At 57.7% G+C, this 1,817-nt stretch carries 2 protein-coding genes; both read left to right on the top strand.

Translation table 11 applies throughout. The features are described from left to right. Window positions 1-149 precede the first annotated feature (149 nt). Window positions 150-599, top strand: coding sequence for a hypothetical protein (locus FEM54_RS31765; protein ID WP_050547738.1), 450 nt, complete (start codon window positions 150-152; stop codon window positions 597-599). Window positions 600-731: 132 nt separating this feature from the next. Continuing rightward, window positions 732-1,751, top strand: a complete 1,020-nt coding sequence (locus FEM54_RS31760; protein WP_138454190.1) for an ABC transporter substrate-binding protein — start codon at window positions 732-734, stop codon at window positions 1,749-1,751. Window positions 1,752-1,817: the final 66 nt, after the last annotated feature.

The following is a 1,817-nucleotide window of genomic DNA, read 5'->3' as shown; positions in this document are numbered from 1 at the left end:
GTACTAGTCTTATGGCGTGGCAGCAGGTTTCTTCAGTTTTTTACGAATGTGTGATCGAGCCGTAACGGCCGTTTTTTTGTGCTGCCCGCTCTGGCGGTCAGCGCCTTTTTTGATGTGGGGGCGTTTCCTTGGCAGTCAGTAATCTGGATATGCACGCGTTATTCGTGCTGGGTGATTTGCGCGCAAAGTTGGTCAAGCAGTTTCAATCCCGTTTCGTTTACATCACTGAACAGACGCCGGAAGGCATTTACATCGCCGAGATCGATACTGAATCGGCGCTGGTCGTGGATGACAAACCGCGCCTGGAACTCAAGGTCGGCGACCATTTTCGTGCCGCCGTGTTGCCGAGCCGTGAAGGCGGCAAGTTCGAACTGAAGTTTCGCGACATCAAGTTGACGGTGTATGGCTTGGGCGATTACGCCTTTGTTTCGTCGACCGAAGGCCAGGGTATCGTGTTCAAGGAAGGCCACAGCGTGATGCTGGTGTTCGCCGCCAATGAACAATTGCAGGAAGGCTTGACCAAAACCCTCAAGGCCGTGACCGGCAAGGCCGCCAAGTGGCGCAAGGGTGAACTGGTGACGTTCAAGGCCAGTGAGTAACTGCTAAACGCCACGTGTATTCTTGCGCCTCCGGAACCTCTACTACAGTTGAGTTGACTTAACTATTCAGAGGCTTCGCGCATCCGCAGCAAAGCCGCCCGCTATGGCTGTGAAAATGCGAGGTGCAAAGGCATGAAAGGATTGAGAACCCTGGTGGTTGCGGCTGCGGCTGCGGCGTTGACGACCATGAGTCTGTCGTTGCCGGTATCGGCTGCGCAAACGCCGGTGCACTTTGCCGACATGAACTGGGAAAGCGGTAGCCTGATCACCGAAGTGCTGCGCTTTATTGTCGAAAAGGGCTATGACCTGCCCACTGATACGTTGCCCGGTACCACCATTACGCTGGAAACCGCCATGGCGAAAAACGATATCCAGGTGATCGGCGAAGAATGGGCCGGGCGCAGTCCGGCGTGGGTCAAGGCCGAGGCCGAAGGCAAAGTCATCGGCCTGGGCGATACGGTCAAAGGCGCCACCGAAGGTTGGTGGGTGCCGGAATACGTGGTCAAGGGCGACCCGGCCAAAGGCCTCAAGCCGCTGGCGCCGGACCTCAAGACCGTGCAGGACCTGGCGCGTTACAAGGACGTGTTCAAAGACCCGGAGTCGCCCGGTAAAGGGCGTTTTCTTAACAGCCCGATCGGCTGGACCTCGGAAGTGGTCAACGCGCAGAAGCTCAAGGCGTATGGCCTGAACGACAGCTATGTGAATTTTCGCAGCGGCTCGGGTGCGGCGCTGGATGCGGAGATCGCGTCGTCGATCCGTCGTGGCAAGCCGGTGCTGTTCTACTACTGGTCGCCAACGCCCTTGATGGGCCGTTACAAGCTGATCCAGCTGGAAGAACCGCCATTTGACGCCGATGCCTGGAAGACCCTGACCGATGCAGACAACCCCAACCCACGGCCGACGCGCTCGTTGGCGTCCAAGCTGAGCATCGGTGTGTCGACACCGTTCCAGCAAGCGCAGCCGCAGATTGCCGAGTTCTTTACCAAGGTGCAGTTTCCGATTGAGCCATTGAATAAAGCCTTGGCGGCGATGAGCGAAAATCACACGGCGCCGCGTGACGTGGCGCAAGTGTTCCTCAAGGAACACCCTGAAGTGTGGAAGGCGTGGTTGACGCCGCAGGTGGCGCAGAAGGTTGAGGCGAGCCTGAAGTAACCTTCAATGTGGGAGCCGGGCTTGCCCGCGATGGCGGCGTGACAGTCAACTTATACAGGACTGACA

Origin of the sequence: Pseudomonas edaphica, from assembly GCF_005863185.1 — a bacterium.
Taxonomy (GTDB): Bacteria; Pseudomonadota; Gammaproteobacteria; order Pseudomonadales; family Pseudomonadaceae; genus Aquipseudomonas; species Aquipseudomonas edaphica.
The sequence above is the reverse complement of the archived record's forward strand: the minus strand, read 5'-3'. Positions and strand labels throughout refer to the sequence as shown.